Source organism: Natrinema sp. SYSU A 869, from assembly GCF_019879105.1.
Classification (GTDB): Archaea; Halobacteriota; Halobacteria; order Halobacteriales; family Natrialbaceae; genus Natrinema.
This window is the reverse complement of sequence record NZ_CP082249.1, coordinates 3489467-3503637: the sequence shown is the minus strand read 5'-3', so window position 1 is coordinate 3503637 and position 14171 is coordinate 3489467. Positions and strand designations below refer to the sequence as shown.

The 14171-nt window shown below is 63.0% G+C and carries 13 protein-coding genes; 7 read left to right on the top strand and 6 right to left on the bottom strand.

Annotated elements, in window-relative coordinates:
• Positions 1-163: 163 nt before the first annotated feature.
• Genes phoU through K6I40_RS25560 form a run of 5 tightly spaced genes read right to left on the bottom strand, consistent with a single transcriptional unit; the run spans position 164 to position 5553 of the window.
• A complete protein-coding gene (gene phoU, locus K6I40_RS25580; RefSeq protein ID WP_222918186.1) occupies positions 164-883 on the bottom strand; it encodes a phosphate signaling complex protein PhoU in 720 nt (239 codons plus the stop codon).
• Positions 883-1815, bottom strand: a complete 933-nt coding sequence (pstB, locus tag K6I40_RS25575) for a phosphate ABC transporter ATP-binding protein PstB (RefSeq protein WP_222918183.1) — start codon at positions 1813-1815, stop codon at positions 883-885. Before pstB ends, phoU begins: the two co-directional genes overlap by 1 nt.
• Positions 1812-3383, bottom strand: a complete 1572-nt coding sequence (pstA, locus tag K6I40_RS25570; protein WP_222918181.1) for a phosphate ABC transporter permease PstA — start codon at positions 3381-3383, stop codon at positions 1812-1814. The genes pstB and pstA overlap by 4 nt, the downstream gene beginning before the upstream one ends.
• Complete coding sequence (gene pstC, locus K6I40_RS25565; RefSeq protein WP_255681867.1) at positions 3380-4447, bottom strand: phosphate ABC transporter permease subunit PstC; 1068 nt, start codon at positions 4445-4447, stop codon at positions 3380-3382. The genes pstA and pstC overlap by 4 nt, the downstream gene beginning before the upstream one ends.
• A 47-nt stretch (positions 4448-4494) precedes the next feature.
• On the bottom strand, positions 4495-5553 hold the full coding sequence (locus K6I40_RS25560) for a substrate-binding domain-containing protein (RefSeq protein ID WP_222918179.1): 1059 nt from the start codon (positions 5551-5553) through the stop codon (positions 4495-4497).
• 584 nt (positions 5554-6137) lie between these two features.
• Here K6I40_RS25560 and K6I40_RS25555 point away from each other — a divergent pair.
• The 7 genes from K6I40_RS25555 to K6I40_RS25530 all read left to right on the top strand — a co-directional run bounded on the left by K6I40_RS25555 (position 6138) and on the right by K6I40_RS25530 (position 12977).
• A complete protein-coding gene (locus tag K6I40_RS25555; RefSeq protein ID WP_222918170.1) occupies positions 6138-7133 on the top strand; it encodes a phosphate uptake regulator PhoU in 996 nt (331 codons plus the stop codon).
• Between the two features lie 360 nt (positions 7134-7493).
• A complete protein-coding gene (locus tag K6I40_RS25550) occupies positions 7494-8768 on the top strand; it encodes a Single-stranded DNA binding protein (RefSeq protein WP_222918168.1) in 1275 nt (424 codons plus the stop codon).
• Positions 8765-10732 carry a hypothetical protein gene (locus K6I40_RS25545; protein ID WP_222918166.1) on the top strand — a complete coding sequence of 656 codons (1968 nt, stop codon included), beginning with the start codon at positions 8765-8767 and terminating at the stop codon, positions 10730-10732. Before K6I40_RS25550 ends, K6I40_RS25545 begins: the two co-directional genes overlap by 4 nt.
• A 10-nt stretch (positions 10733-10742) precedes the next feature.
• Positions 10743-11582, top strand: a complete 840-nt coding sequence (locus K6I40_RS25540) for a metallophosphoesterase (RefSeq protein WP_222918164.1) — start codon at positions 10743-10745, stop codon at positions 11580-11582.
• A 192-nt stretch (positions 11583-11774) separates the two neighbouring features.
• Positions 11775-11897, top strand: coding sequence for a hypothetical protein (locus K6I40_RS28775; RefSeq protein ID WP_255681866.1), 123 nt, complete (start codon positions 11775-11777; stop codon positions 11895-11897).
• Positions 11898-11967: 70 nt separating this feature from the next.
• On the top strand, positions 11968-12600 hold the full coding sequence (locus K6I40_RS25535) for a hypothetical protein (RefSeq protein WP_255681865.1): 633 nt from the start codon (positions 11968-11970) through the stop codon (positions 12598-12600).
• 74 nt (positions 12601-12674) lie between these two features.
• Positions 12675-12977 carry a hypothetical protein gene (locus K6I40_RS25530; protein ID WP_222918162.1) on the top strand — a complete coding sequence of 101 codons (303 nt, stop codon included), beginning with the start codon at positions 12675-12677 and terminating at the stop codon, positions 12975-12977.
• 32 nt (positions 12978-13009) lie between these two features.
• Here the strand turns inward: K6I40_RS25530 and K6I40_RS25525 are convergent, their stop codons facing one another.
• A complete protein-coding gene (locus tag K6I40_RS25525; protein ID WP_222918160.1) occupies positions 13010-14095 on the bottom strand; it encodes a YihY/virulence factor BrkB family protein in 1086 nt (361 codons plus the stop codon).
• Positions 14096-14171: the final 76 nt, after the last annotated feature.

Sequence of the window (14171 nt, the reverse complement as noted above, 5' to 3'; positions counted from 1 at the left end):
TCAATTTTATCCAACAAACCCCCTCCGAAATTGAGGGATGTTCCCTCGACCGCCCGTGAGTTACCATTCCTCACACGCACCTCACGACAGTTCGACTACACGAGCCTTTGAGAATAGCTGGTTCCTGTCCGGCTCTCCCGGAGTGGTCTCGAACGCGAGACGGTCACGCAAGTAACTCCTCGCTACTCTCGAGTGCGTATAGCGTTCGGGCGGCCACGTTCGCCGCGTGATCGCCGACACGCTCGAGGTCACGGACGATCACGAACGTTCGCGAGACGTCCGTGAGTACGTCCTCGATTGGTCGGTCACCGGATACGTTCCGGCCCGGTTGACTGCCGATTCGACCGTCGCCGTCGACGCGTACGTCGATGAGGGTCTGAACGAGACGCTCCATCACGACGGCACACCGGTCGTCGAGTTCGTCGTCCCGGTTGGCGACCGCGAAACAGGCCGTCGCGTCGTCCGTCACGAATGCGTTAATCGAATCCTCGACCAGCTCGAGCGCAAGTGCGGCGATCCGTTCGAAATCGACGTCGGGAAGCGTCGGCGCGGTTCCGGTCGAATCCACCGTATACCCCGCTAGGTTGGTCGCGAGATCACCTATCCGCTCGAGATCGGTGACGATCTGAAAGGCGGCGACGACGAATCGGAGGTCGCCGGCGACGGGCTGGTACAGTGCGAGCAGGTCGAGACACTCGTGTTCGATGTCGAGATAGCGATCGTTGATCGCATCGTCGCCGGCGATCACCTCGCCGGCGAGCGTTCGATCGTCGGTAAACAGTGCAGTGATGGCGTCGGCGAGTCGCTCGGAGACCAGATCGCCCATTGCGACGACTGCCTCGCGGAGGCGCTCGAGACGCTCTCGGTAGCCCGTTCGGGTCATCACCCGAACTTGCCGGTGACGTAGTCTTCGACGCGTTGGCTCTCCGGATTCTCGAAGATCTTGCCGGTGTCGTCGAACTCGACGAGTTCCCCGCCGGTCAGGAAGACCGCCGTCTGGTCGGAGATCCGGGCGGCCTGTTGCATGTTATGGGTCACGACGACGACCGTGTACTCCTCGGCTAACTCCTCGATCAGATCCTCGATCTTCGCGGTCGCGATCGGGTCCAGCGCGGAGGCCGGCTCGTCCATCAGGATGACGTCGGGATCGACGGCGAGACAGCGGGCGATGCACAGCCGCTGTTGCTGACCGCCGGAGAGGCCCAACGCGTTGTCGTCGAGTCGGTCGCTGACCTCCTCCCAGAGGGCCGCCTGTTTGAGACAGCGTTCGACGAGTTCCCGTTCCCGCTTACTCGAGTCGTCACCCAGTAGCCGTGCGAGGAGTCCGGTTTCGATCTCACCGTGCTTGCGTGGCCCATAGGCGATATTGTCCCGAATCGTTTTCGGGAACGGGTTCGGGGACTGGAAGACCATCCCGACGCGTTTGCGGAGTTCGACGAGGTCGAGACCATCCTGATAGATCTCTTCGCCCTCAAGTTCGACCGATCCGTCGACGCTGGCACTCTTGATTCGGTCGTTCATCCGATTGAGACATCGCAGGAACGTGGACTTGCCACAGCCCGAGGGGCCGATCAGCGCGGTCACGCTGTTTTCGGGGATGTCCATCGTGATCCCCTGTAGTGCCTGTTCGTCACCGTAGTAGACGTCCAGATCCTCGACCGAGAGCTTCGGCTCGCCCCGGAACTCGTAGTCGGTCCACTCCGCTTGGGTCTTCTCTTGGGACTCACCGGCCGTGGTCTGCGTGACGGCGTCGGCCGATCGGTGTTCCCGGTTCGATTCCGTCGGATCGCGGCTCGCGTTTTGTGTATTACTCATGCTTGTAGTTTCTTTCTGAAATACATCCGCGTGGTAATCCCGATCACGTAGAACGACAGGACGACCAGCAGGAGGATGAACGCAGTCGCCCATCCATATCCCGGATCGTCGCCGACAACGCCCGTCGTGATCGCACCGTACAGCTGGTAGGGGAGCGCACTCGAGCCGCTCAGCAGCGCCTCGTTGACAATGAACGGCGGCGAAGTCGTGAGCTCAAACGAACCCATGATGGCCGGTGCCGAGCTTCGTTGTGGGCTGTCAGCGGTGACGATCAGGATCGGTGCCGTCTCCCCGGCGATACGACCGATGCCGATGATGATCCCGGTGACGATTCCGGGCATCGCTGAGGGAATCGTGACGTCCTTGATCGTCTCCCACTTGGAGACGCCCAGCGCCGCACTGGCGTCCCGGTACTCGTCGGGGACGCTCTTGATCGCCTCGCGGCTCGTGATGAGCACGAGCGGGAGCAGCATGAATCCGAGGACGATCATCCCGGCCAGCAGGCTCGTGTTGTTCCCGAGTCGCGGGACGAGGAAGGCGTAGCCGAACAGCCCGAAGACGACGCTGGGCGTACTCCAGAGTCCGTTTGTCGCGATATCGATCATGCTCGTGAACCGACCCTCTTCGGCGTACTCCGTCAGGAACACCGCCGCACCGACGCCGATCGGAACGGCCATCAGGACGGCACCGACGACGAGCCAGAACGTGCCGATGATCGCCGGATAGATCCCCTTTTCGTCGAGGAAGACGTTGTACCCGTCCATCACGAACGGCCAGTGGAAGTGCAGGCCCGGCCCGATCTCGATGCCGTCGACCGCGTACCAGAAGCCGTTCTTGACGATGAAGGCGATCAACAGGAGCAAGACCAACAGGATGAGCGCGGCGTTCGCGCCGATCAGGAAGAACGCCCCTGCCTGTCGGCCCGCTGCACCGAACCCCTCGAGGGCGTTTGCTGCGGCCCATGCCGCAACGAAACTGGTGACGATCGTTAGCAACGGAATGAAGACGGTCCCACTAAACGTCACGCCGAACCCTGCCGGACTCCAAGCCCAAGCGGGCGTCAGTACGTTGAGCAGGACCAGACTGCCGGCGATGATCGAAAACAGGCCGGCGGGAATCGTCACGCCGAGATCTTCTCGCGCGAACAGAGTTGCACCGGCGACCACGACGCCGGCGACCAGTCCGAGTGGTACCCACAAGAGGCGGCCGAACCCGAGGGTCTGTGACGCAATCAGTCCGATCCCGCTAAACGCGACGAATCCGAACCCGACCGCAACGCTGAGGCCGGCCGACCTGTCTGGCGTGGTCTCGGTGATGCCGTACCGGGAGCTGACGCCCGCGGCGAGGACACAGCCCCCCGCGAGGAACAGGAGGATCGTCAGGACGGTTTCGACGCCGATTCCGAGGACTGTCGACTCGAGGGAAAGCTGGCCGGCCAGCGTGAGGCCGCCGATGACGAACGCCACGAGGAACGTCGCGATCGGAACGATTGAAAGCCCGGCCAGCGTGGCCGAATACTCGACAGCCAACGGGTTCCGCGACTGGTTTCCCAGAGTACGTTCGCTCATAGTTCACCTCCGAGTTTCCGTTTGACACGCGCCTCGATCAGCTGAGCAGTGATACTCAACGCCATCACGGTCACGAACAGGATCACACCGGCAGCGAACAGCGCCTGCATGTGGAGCCCGTGTGCGTTGCCGTACTGACTAGCGATGAGGCTGGTCAGCGTCACCGTATTGCCAAAGACATTGGAGAGCGGCTCCGGTAACTGCATCACGTTCCCTAGAATGACGGTCGCGGCCATCGTCTCGCCGACGGCGCGGCCGACGCCGAGCAACACCGCGGCCGAGATCCCCGAGAAGGACGCGGGTAGGGTGACGCTCTTGATCGTCTGCCACTCCGTCGCGCCGATCGCGACGGCCCCGTCTTTCATGTGATCGGGAACGCTCGAGATCGCGTCCTCGGCGACCGATGCGACCGTCGGGAGTGCCATCAGCCCGACGACGATGCCGACGACGACGATACTGCCGCTCGAGGTGAGGCCGAAGTTGTCCATCATGTAGCCGTTGATGATCGTAAACCCGATGAAGCCGTAGACGATCGAGGGGATTCCGGCGAGCGTTTCGACGGCCGGTTTCACGATCTCGTGTGCCCACGACGGTGCGATCTCGCTGATGAAGATCGCCGAGGCGACTCCGAGCGGGGCGGCGACGAGCGTCGCCAGGATAGTTGTTAGGACGGTGCCCCAGATGGCGGGATACAGCGAGTACCTGTCGTCACCGCGGCTCCAGTAGTCCCCGTTCGTATAGAGGATGTCGAGTCCCATCCGTTCGAACGCGGGAAACGAGCGGAGAAACAGGTACGCGGTGATGAGCACGAGTACGAGTGCCGTCGAAATGGTCGCGAGGAACATCAGCCCCTTTGCGGTCGTCTCCTGGTGTGCGACCCAGCCGTACACGGCCACCACGAGAAACGCGAAGACGAAAAACACCGTCACCCCCGGAACGAACAGAAAGCTCAGGAGCACACCCACCAACGCAGCGCCACCCATGATGAGGACGGGTGATCGCCCACCGTCTGCGTTGCGGTCATCGGTATCCGACGAATTACTCGTTCGTAATGAATTCAACATTGGTGAATCAGTTCGTACAGTTGCGAAAGCAGTGGACGTCGTGGCGTTCAGTTACTCGGCTCGGGGAGTTTGTCCAGTTGGCTCTGCTGGCGCTCGTCCGTCAGTCCGAGGTAGTCCGCATTTTCGACGAAGTTCTCCTGCCCGTAGTCGTGCAAGATCATGCGAAGGAATGCCGCCTCCTTCTCCGACGTGTCTTCCCAGGTGTAACAGTGGAGGTCGCGTGCGAGCGGGTAGCTCTCGTCGGCCATCTTCTCTCGTGTGTACTCCGTGCCGTCGATTACGAGATTGACCATCGGCGCGCCGTCCGAGATGAACGCGAGGCCGGCGTAGCCGATGGCGTTGTCCGAGTTCTCCAGTACCGTCTGGACCTGCTGGTTTTCACCCTTGCGAGCGTCAACCTCCATATCGGCGTTCGGATCGCCGAGCACGTTGTTTCGGAACGACGTGTCCGTCCCGGAGCCTTCGGAACGACCAATAACCTGAATTTCCTTGGAGTCGCCGCCGTAGTCCTCGACTTCGTCCCAGTTGCTAATCTCGCCCTGATAGATTCCCTTCACTTCCTCGAGCGTGATCGATTCGAGGCCGGCGTCTTTGACCTCGCTGCTGACCATGATCGGCTGTGCGTCGACGCCGACGACGTGATCGATGAAATCCTCGAGTTCGTCCTCGCTCCGGTCGGGGAACTCGGCCGCGACAGGGGCGCTCGCGTCACCGATGTCCACCTGCTCGTTCTCCAGTTTCTCGAGGCCGACGCCGGTGTGATTCAGCCCGATCGACGTCTCGAACGGCGGGCCATCGCCATCCGACTCGAAGCCGTAGCGGCCGCCCCAGTACTCTGCGAGGTTCTGATCGGTATCGATATCGTACTCGCCCGGCATCCAATAGTCCTCGTCGCCGGCGGGCGGATTCGAGTTCCACAGCGATCCGGCTCGGCTCGTAATTGGGTAGACCGTCGACGAGCCGTCGGCCGAAAGCGACTCACTACTACTTCCGTCGTCGCTCCCGAGACAGCCGGCAGCCGTCGCAGCACCGATTGCACCGGTCGCTGCGATGAACTTTCGTCGCGATACCCCGTCGACAGAGCGTCCGAACTGGTTGTCTGCCATCACGTTGTGAATTCGAGAGGGTATAAAATACGATGCTATGAGCCGTATATATCATTCAGAGTGAACATACACCTATATAGATCTATTCAGGAGCCGAGAAGCGGCCGTCATCGTCCGCTATCGGCTGATACTCGAGGTGAGAAGAGCCGGGATAGGACCGGTGTGAGCGGTATATAACGATTGGTTGTTATTGATAGTGTAATCTGATGACTGTCACCATATCGCTCGCCACACCGGCCAACTGACCAGCGTCCTGACTCCGCAATGGGTCGCGATCAGCGAGCCAACGGCTTCGAGAAGCGTCCGTGCCGGCCTTGATAACTCGGTCGGCGCTGAAAGCGACACTGATGGTGTCTCCAGGAAACCAACCGTCTGTTACTGGTTACTAGGTAGCAACGGTCGAATACCGTCGCCACTGTATTACTATATAGTACTATAGTTTACAACGTCAAAACCAGTACCTCTACAAACATCTCTCCCCGGAAGCCCGACGAAATCAGTACACAATCGGCGAGTATGCCGATATCCCGAATCGCTCTATAGAGACACATATATTTATATTCGGGCGGTCGAAACCCCGCCACATGGAGACGCGCAAGGTCCAAGTGACGGGCGGATCGACGTACACCGTCTCACTACCGAAAACGTGGGCGACCGACAACGACGTCAGCGCCGGGACGACCGTCGAGTTCTATCCCGAGGACGACGCGCTCTTGCTGACACCCCGAAACGAAACGGACCGGCAGGAAGGCACCCTCGACATCTCGAGCCTCGAGGGCGAGCGCCTGACCCGAGCCGTGATGACGATGTACGTCAGCGGCTTCGATATCATCAGGCTCGAGGCAGGCCGGATCACGACGGACCAGCGTCGGGCGATTCGCGACGCGACCCAGGGGCTGGTCGGCGTCGAGGTACTCGAGGAGACGACCGACAGCATGGTCATTCAGGACCTGCTCGACTCCTCGGAGCTGTCGATCGTCAACGCCGTCACGCGAATGCGCCTGATCGCCCAGTCGATGCTCGAGGACGCCGTCCGGGCGCTGATCGAGAACGACGACGACATTGCCCACGACGTGATCGAACGCGACGACGACGTTGACCGCCTCTGGCTGGTCGTCTCGCGGATCTTCCGTGCGACGCTTCGCTCGCCTCGCGCCGCTGAGGAACTTGGCGTTCCCCGCGAGGACTGTTTCGACTTCCACTCGAGTGCGCGTCAGCTCGAGCGCGTCGCCGACCACGCCGCCAAGATCAGTAACATCGCGCTCAAACTCGACGAGATCCCCGAGTCAGTCGCCAAGGGTCTCGAGGAACTGCAAGCCGACGCCTCGACCGTCCTCGAGAAGGCGATGGACGCGCTGTTCGCCGACGAGACCGAGGAGGCCAACCGGCTCGGGCACGACGCCCGCGAGGCCGTCCTCGAGATTGACGAACACACCCGCCAGATCGACGACATGCTCCGGGACCTCGAGCCGGTACAGGCCCAGTCGCTGGGGTTAATCGTCGACTCACTGTCCCGAAGCGCCGACTACGGCGGCAACATCGCCGAGACGGCGCTTCAGAAGGCGGCACCACGACCCTGACAGCTCGCTTCACTGTCTGTCATCGTTACAGTCGTTGAGCGCGGTCGTTCTTGTTTCGGAATGGACTCTGACGTGAACCGACCAGATTGCACAGCCCAGCTCGCTCGTCCCTCGTACGGCAGTGTCTCGCAGTTCACTGTCCGCTCACCGCGACACAGCGCGCGCCACCGCATGCCAGGTGACTCTTCCGAACTGACGTGTGGATCTGCTGTACTGATCGTGTGTTCCAGGAGCGGTTCCGAATACAGGGGTTTCTGTGACCCCACTAACCAATGCTGAACGGCTTCGTCGATAGCCCGACGAATTCACTTCCACCCTCCTCCGGGAACGCTTTTTATGCCCCAACTCGAAAGGCAAGTGATGGAACTCGACGATCATGCCGAGGATCTCGCCTCCGACCTCGGTGTTGACAAAGAGGAGGTCAAAGACGACCTGCAAAATCTAGTGGAGTACAGCGTCCCGGTCGACGAGGCCAAACAGAGCCTCCGGCGGAAGTACGGCGACGGGTCCAGCAGCGGTGGCGGAACACCGTCCGCGAAGGATATCGCCGAGATCGCGCCCGACGACAGCAACGTCACTATCACGGGCGTCGTCCTCACGGCGGGCGAACGATCGATCCGCTATCAGGGCTCCGATCACGTCATCGTCGAAGGCCGACTGGCCGACGAGACCGGCGTCATCGACTACACCGCATGGGAGGACTTCGGCCTCGAGCCGGGCGACACGATCACCGCGGGCAACGCGGGCGTCCGCGAGTGGGACGGCGAACCCGAACTCAACCTCGGCGAGAGTACCTCGCTGTCCTTCGAGAACGACGCGCTCGAGGTCCCCCACGAGATCGGTGGCGACGCGCAGCTGGCCGACCTCCAGACCGGCGATCGCGCGGTCACGATCGAGGTCACCGTCCTCGAGTGCGAGCGCAAGACGATCGACGGTCGCGACGGCGAGACGGACATCCTGAGCGGCATCTTCGGTGACGAGAGCGGCCGCCTCCCCTTCACGAACTGGGATCCAGCCCCCGAAATCGAGGACGGCGACACGGTTCGCATCGAGAACGCCTACGTTCAGGAGTTCCGGGGCGTCCCCGAAGTCAACGTCTCGGAGTTCTCGACGGTCACCGCGATCGACCGGGAGATCGACGTTGGCAGTAACACCTCGACGATGGACGTCGGCGACGCCGTCGCCACCGGCGGCATCTACGACGTGGAAGTCGTAGGTAACCTGCTTGCGGTCCGAGACGGTTCCGGCCTCATCCAGCGCTGTCCGGAGTGCTACCGTGTCGTCCAGAAGGGACAGTGCCGGACCCACGGTGACGTCGACGGGATCGACGACCTGCGCGTCAAGGCGATCCTCGACGACGGTACCGGCACCGTCACCGTCGTTCTCGACGACGAACTCACCGAACGGGTCTACGACGGCACGCTTGAGGACGCCCTCGAGCAGGCCCGTGAAGCCATGGATCAGGAGGTCGTCGCGGATCGGATCCGCGAGCGCATCGTCGGCCGCGAGTACCGCATTCGCGGTCACCTCTCGGTCGACGAGTACGGCGCGAATTTAGACGCCGAGCGCTTCGAAGAGAGCGACGACGATCCGGCCGCCCGTGCAACGGCCTTCCTCGAGGAGGTGGACGCATGAGCGCGAACGGAAACAGTAACGACGAGGTTCCAGGACGAGAGATTGCCTACCGACTCTTCGCAGCCGAGTACGACGACGCCTCGCTCTCCTATGCCGAGAGCGACGAAGAGCGGGCCCCGAACTACGTAATCTCGCCGACCGGCGCACGCCTCAATCGCGTCTTCGCCGTCGGGACGCTGACCGAAGTCACGTCGGTCAACGACGAGATGGTCCGTGCCCGCGTCGTCGATCCCACAGGCGCGTTCGTCGTCTATGCCGGCCAGTACCAGCCCGACGAACTGGCGTTCTTAGAGCAGACCGACCCGCCAGCATTCGTCGCGGTGACGGGCAAGGCCCGGACCTTCCAGCCCGACGACTCGGATCAGGTCTACACCTCGATTCGTCCCGAAAGCATCGCGACGGTCGACGCCGATACCCGGGACCGCTGGGTCGTCAGCGCAGCCGAACAGACGATCGACCGTATCGGTACCTATGCCGGGGCCGCCGAACTCGAGGATAGCGCGGAGCCACGCTCCGCGGACAGTCGAGCGGCAGAGTCGTTCGAGACGACGGAGCCGTCTCGTGATGACGGAAGCCGCGAAGCGGCTTCCGAGCCACCGCGAGACGCGAGCGGTGAGGCGCTGACCGATGCGCTGCTCGAGGCCGGCGTCGAATCCGGTCTGGCAGCGGGGATTCCGCTCGCACAGGACCACTACGGGACGACGCCGTCGTACCTCGCGGCGCTCCGGGACTGCGCTCTCGAGGCCTGCGAAGTCGTCGCGGGCGACCGCGATCAGGTGAGTGGACTCGACATCGCGCCGGGCGCAACGAGCCCCGAGTTTGACGCGACATTCGCCTCGCTCGCCGACCTCAATGGCGTCGATATCGAGGCGCTCGAGGCCAGTGCCGAACCCGAGGCCGACACCGACTCAGCGCCGACGGAACCGGTCGCGGCCGCGGCCGGCGGGAGCGGCGCGGCGACCGACCCCGAGGACGCGCATTCGGGCTCCGCAGCCGGAACGGCGACCAGCGACAGTACTGACGTGACCGGAACTGCCGACATCGATATCGAATCCGAGACCGGAACGACCGAGACCGAGATCGAGTCCGAGCCCGATACTGACACGGCCGAACCCGAACTCGAGGCGGACGCGAGCGATGGCGACGAACCGACCATCTCCGACGATACTGACGAACCGGCCATCTCCGACGAATCGGATACCGCTGGCGGCGCGGCCGAAACGACGGCCAGCGAGTCAGCGGCCGACCCCGAACCGATCAATGCCGATGCCGGCTCCGACAGCGAGACACTCGAGACCGAGTCTGCCGAGACGACGGCCAACGCTGTCGAGGAGGCCGACGACAGTGCCGAGTCGGCGTCCGACGAAGCCGGCGACGACGAACTCGACGATTTCGGTGCCGGTGACGTCGACGACAGCATGTATGAGATGGACGAAGAGGAACGTGAGCAGCTCGAGGAAGAGTTCGGTGCGGAGTTCACGACCGGGAGCGAGGTCGAGGAGCCTGGCGAGGCCGACATCGACGTTCCCGATTCGGAAGACGTCGAAGCCGGCGAGCCAGCGGGCGAATCGGCATCCAGCGAGGACGAGCCCGCAGCTAACGACGAGACCGCCGGTGCACAAGCCGCCGACTCTGACGACGATCTCGGCGCGCCGCCGGAATCCGGACTCGAGGCCGAAGACAAATCGGAACCGGAATCGGGCGCGGACGAGCCAGCGACCGACGAGGAATCCGATGCCGACGACTCCGAGGCTGAACCGGCCGACGATGTCGATCTCGAGGCGTACGTCGTCGAGACGATGGAGGAACTCGACGATGGCGACGGTGCCGACCGGACGACGGTGATTGAAGAGGTCGCTGCGGACACCGGTGCGTCCGCCGACGACGTCGAAAACGCCATCCAGGACGCTTTGATGGGCGGCCAGTGTTACGAGCCCGACGACGAGACGCTGAAAGCGATCTGATCGGGCGACGATGCGAGACGATCCCCGCCGCGCCGCGGCCGAGCCCGCGTCGCCGCCGACTCGAGTCGAGCCCGTTCCGGGCGAACCGGCCGCGACCGCGGTGATCGGGGACGAACGAGCCCTGCTCGTCGCCGACTATCACGCTGGCTACGAGGCCGGCCTGCGATACGAGCGCGGCGTTGACGTTCCCAGTCGGGCACCCGACCGCCGCGAGCGACTCGTATCGCTGCTTGAGCGCACCGACCCCGACCGACTGGTCGTGCTCGGCGACCTCATGCACTCGATCGGCGATCCGGGCGGAGCCGAGCGCGGCGAACTCGAGGTGCTGTTCGAATCGTTCGCGAGTGACCTCGCGGTCATGGTCGTCAAGGGAAATCACGACGGCCGGATCGAAACCTGGCTCGCGGAGAGCGATGACGTCGAGGCGGCCGTCGACGTCGTTCCCGGCGAGGGCGTCGCACTCGGCGACGTCGGCATCTGTCACGGCCACACCTGGCCCTCGCGAGCCGCCCTCGAGAGCGACGTGCTCTGTCTGGGTCACGAACATCCCTGCGTGCGACTCGAGGACGAGGTCGGCGGCAGCCGCGTCGAACGCGCGTGGCTCCGTGGACGGCTCGATCCAGCCCCGTTTCGCGACCGGTCCGAATACGAGGGGGTCTCGTGGCTCGAGCGGGCGGACGAGTCGCCGCCGAAGGTAATCGTCGTACCGGCGTTCAACGACCTCGTCGGGGGGACGTGGATCAACGTGACAGGACAGTCGTTTCTCTCACCGTTTCTTCCGTCAGGCCTGGCCGATGGCGAGGCCTATCTGCTGGACGGGACGCGGCTCGGACCGTACGGTTCAGTGTGACAATCGGTGCTCGAATGCACTGTTCGTCGGTACTCCATAGCGTTCCCGTTCGGAGCATCATTGGTATTTCGTTACTGAAACCACGGTAACACGGAGTCCGACTCCAAGGGTGCTGTAATCGCTCACATTGATTTATTAATCACATCGATATTGTCCAAAAGAAATTACTGAGAGGAGATTCGAACCGAATACATGTCGCTTCGTCAACCATCGGCCGCGATCTTCTCGATCGTTGCAGGGGGCTACATCGCGTTGCTCGTTCAGGGGTGGCGAGCCACGTTCTCGAGTCGGGATACACCGCACAGTGGCCCGTGACGATCGGCGTGTGTATCGGTCTCCTCGTTGCCGTTCGCTGTATACGTGGACCGCTCCCGCGACGGTACTCGTGCGGACACAGCTGTATCTCCTCCCGGTTGCAGTGATTTTCGTCCCGATTTTTGCCGTTCCATTTCTCGCACTGCTCGGGCATCGCGGCTACGAGACGTGGGTGTCAGGCTGGGGCATCGAACTGGTCGTCCTCAGCCTCGCGGGAATGATCTTCTATCTCATCACGGTGAACCGGCACGTCGCTTCCCTTCATGAACGGGAATCGATCCTGGCCGAGTGGACTGCAAGTCCGGATACCTGGTACCGGCGACTCATTCGAGGAGCTGGATTCGGTATCGGCTGTGGCTGTTTCGTCGGTGGCATCCTTCTCACTCACTCCGTCGATCTGGCGATGAATCCGCTGCCCGCGTTCGGTGGCGCGGTAATCGGACAGGCGATCACCAGTGGGCGAACTCGAACGTACACGCTCTTCGAAAGCGGCCTGTGCATCCGCCGATCGAAGACGTTCAATTACCAGTTCGTTCCCCGGGGGCAGTTGCGGTCAGTCGAACTCACGGACGATCGACTCGCCATTCGTCGCGGACTCCCGTGGCCGCTCCCGATTCGATGCGCCACGAGGACGATGGCGCGGCCCAAACGGGTCACGGACGCGCTCGCGCAGTTGGTCGAGCCGACACCGAGCGTCGAGTAACGGGACAGCTCGTATAGTTGCTCCCCAGCGCATGTAAGCCGAATCGCCATTCCCGGGCCGAGCGAACGCGAGGTATGTCCATGGAAACGTATCGGCTCGAGGTCCGGGAGACCGAGACGAACGGGATCGACGCCGACGTCTACGGTGAAGACGGCATCGTCGAGGAGTCGACCCGTCTCGCCTACGACGACTTCGATCTCAACCCGCCGGAGTCGCGGGACCAGGAGCCGAGCGCGGCGACGGAGGTGACGGCCGACGTGACGACCCTCGATCTGCAGTACGAACGCGACGATGCCGGCTTCGCCTTCCGGCTGTTGGGCGACCGCGACGAACTGACGACGATCCGGATCGACGACGAAGAGTGGGACCTCATGTGACATCGGTTCGCGCTCGCGGCCCGTAACGACACTTACGAGCCCGACGCCGGTTCACTGACGACGAACTCATCGTCCGCTGCCGACCACCGGAGCTCAATCCTCGTGCCGTCGCCGATCGCCGGGAGCGACGAGTCGTCCGTCTCGGCGTCGATGCTGTTGGGAACTGGGAGCGCGACCGATTCGCCGTCAACGATGATCGCCATCTCGTCGGCCGTCCGCAACCGTTCCGCCAGTCGGTCGACCGCGGCCGCGGGGTCGTCGGTCCCGTCCACAGCAGCGTCCGACGCTGTTTCTTCGGCCGGAACACCACTGATGACCGGTTCGATGTCTACGTCGTGGCTCCGGTTCGTGAGCACGGCGTTGACGGCGACCCCGACGAGCAAGAGGAGGCTGCTGAAGTACAGCCACGTCAGGAACACGAGGATACTCGAGAGGAACTGCCCCTCGGCGGCCGTGCTACTGTACGTGAGATAGAACCGGAACAGCGACTCGAAGACGACGAGGCCGACGGCGGTCACGGTCACGCCCGGGACCGCCTCTCGAGCCGTCATGTCGGGTTCGTCCGGGAACAGGTAGTACATCGGGAACAGCGCGGCGACGATGGCGGCGACGAGCCCGAGACGGTAGCCGATCCATCCGAACGTCGTCCCGGTCGACGGCGACAGCGCCGCCTCGATGGCGAGAATCGCGACCACCACGGCCGCAATGGAGACGAAGACGAGGACGCCGTCGACGAGCTGATTCACGAACGTGTTCTCGGATTGGGTCTCGTAGATGTCGGAGAAGGCCGCATCGAGGCTGCGGAAGATCCGCAAGGCACCCCAGACGAGGACCCCAAGTCCGAGTACAGACGCCTCGGCCGACGCGTCGTCGAGTTCGCTCACGAGCACGTCGGCCGCGCCGGGGGTGAAGGCCGCCTGTGTCACCGAGACGAGTCCGTCCTCGAGTTGCTGGCCACCCACTGCCGAGACGGCAGCTAACAGTACCAGCAACAGCGGGAGTAACGAGACGAACGCGTGGTAGGCGATGCTGCCCGCCATGAACGTGATCCGCTCGACCCGGATCTCGTGAACGATCGCCCGAAGAACTGTCTTTGCACGGTCCGTTCGCTCGTTCATCAGTTATCCGGACGAGAATGGGAGGAAAAAAGTCCCCGATTTCCCGGCAGTTCCGTTCCGAGTAGCCTCGTCGACG

What these genes read in the sequence shown, in the direction of transcription:
- phoU (WP_222918186.1), bottom strand. Translation starts at nt 883, where the DNA reads ATGACCCGAACGGGCTACCGAGAGCGTCTCGAGCGCCTCCGCGAGGCA.
- pstB (WP_222918183.1), bottom strand. Translation starts at nt 1,815, where the DNA reads ATGAGTAATACACAAAACGCGAGCCGCGATCCGACGGAATCGAACCGG.
- pstA (WP_222918181.1), bottom strand. Translation starts at nt 3,383, where the DNA reads ATGAGCGAACGTACTCTGGGAAACCAGTCGCGGAACCCGTTGGCTGTC.
- pstC (WP_255681867.1), bottom strand. Translation starts at nt 4,447, where the DNA reads ATGTTGAATTCATTACGAACGAGTAATTCGTCGGATACCGATGACCGC.
- K6I40_RS25560 (WP_222918179.1), bottom strand. Translation starts at nt 5,553, where the DNA reads ATGGCAGACAACCAGTTCGGACGCTCTGTCGACGGGGTATCGCGACGA.
- K6I40_RS25555 (WP_222918170.1), top strand. Translation starts at nt 6,138, where the DNA reads ATGGAGACGCGCAAGGTCCAAGTGACGGGCGGATCGACGTACACCGTC.
- K6I40_RS25550 (WP_222918168.1), top strand. Translation starts at nt 7,494, where the DNA reads ATGGAACTCGACGATCATGCCGAGGATCTCGCCTCCGACCTCGGTGTT.
- K6I40_RS25545 (WP_222918166.1), top strand. Translation starts at nt 8,765, where the DNA reads ATGAGCGCGAACGGAAACAGTAACGACGAGGTTCCAGGACGAGAGATT.
- K6I40_RS25540 (WP_222918164.1), top strand. Translation starts at nt 10,743, where the DNA reads ATGCGAGACGATCCCCGCCGCGCCGCGGCCGAGCCCGCGTCGCCGCCG.
- K6I40_RS28775 (WP_255681866.1), top strand. Translation starts at nt 11,775, where the DNA reads ATGTCGCTTCGTCAACCATCGGCCGCGATCTTCTCGATCGTTGCAGGG.
- K6I40_RS25530 (WP_222918162.1), top strand. Translation starts at nt 12,675, where the DNA reads ATGTCCATGGAAACGTATCGGCTCGAGGTCCGGGAGACCGAGACGAAC.
- K6I40_RS25525 (WP_222918160.1), bottom strand. Translation starts at nt 14,095, where the DNA reads ATGAACGAGCGAACGGACCGTGCAAAGACAGTTCTTCGGGCGATCGTT.